Source organism: Rhodobacter capsulatus (genome assembly GCF_005144475.1).
Taxonomy (GTDB): domain Bacteria; phylum Pseudomonadota; class Alphaproteobacteria; order Rhodobacterales; family Rhodobacteraceae; genus Rhodobacter; species Rhodobacter capsulatus_C.
The window spans coordinates 1-563 of record NZ_SWJZ01000132.1 but is presented as its reverse complement, the minus strand read 5'-3'; the positions used below and the strand labels follow the sequence as shown (position 1 = coordinate 563).

The window sequence follows — 563 nt, the reverse complement described above, 5'->3', positions numbered from 1 at the left end:
GCGTGGATCGAATCTTCGCCGATCTCTTTCGACTCGCCGATCATCGCCTGGTGGGCCGAGCCCTTGATGATCGGAATGTCGTCGCCGGGGTATTCGTAGGACGACAGAAGTTCGCGGACTTCCATTTCCACCAGCTCGAGCAGCTCTTCGTCGTCAACAAGGTCAACCTTGTTCATGTAGACGACCATGTAGGGGATGCCCACCTGACGGCCGAGCAGGATGTGCTCGCGCGTTTGCGGCATCGGGCCGTCCGAGGCCGCAACCACCAGAATCGCGCCGTCCATCTGCGCCGCGCCGGTGATCATGTTCTTCACATAGTCGGCGTGGCCGGGGCAGTCCACGTGCGCGTAGTGACGGTTCGGCGTTTCGTATTCCACGTGCGCCGTCGAGATCGTGATCCCGCGCGCGCGCTCTTCCGGCGCACCGTCGATCTGGTCATAGGCGCGGAATTCGCCGTAGTACTTCGTGATCGCCGCCGTCAGCGTCGTCTTGCCGTGGTCCACGTGGCCGATCGTGCCGATGTTCACGTGCGGCTTGTTCCGTTCAAACTTTGCCTTTGCCAT

General features: G+C 61.6%; 1 protein-coding gene. It reads right to left on the bottom strand.

Annotation, left to right across the window (positions count from 1 at the left end; translation table 11 throughout):
- On the bottom strand, nucleotides 1–563 hold a 563-nt coding region (locus FBT96_RS19470; protein WP_136909590.1), incomplete at both ends, for a GTP-binding protein.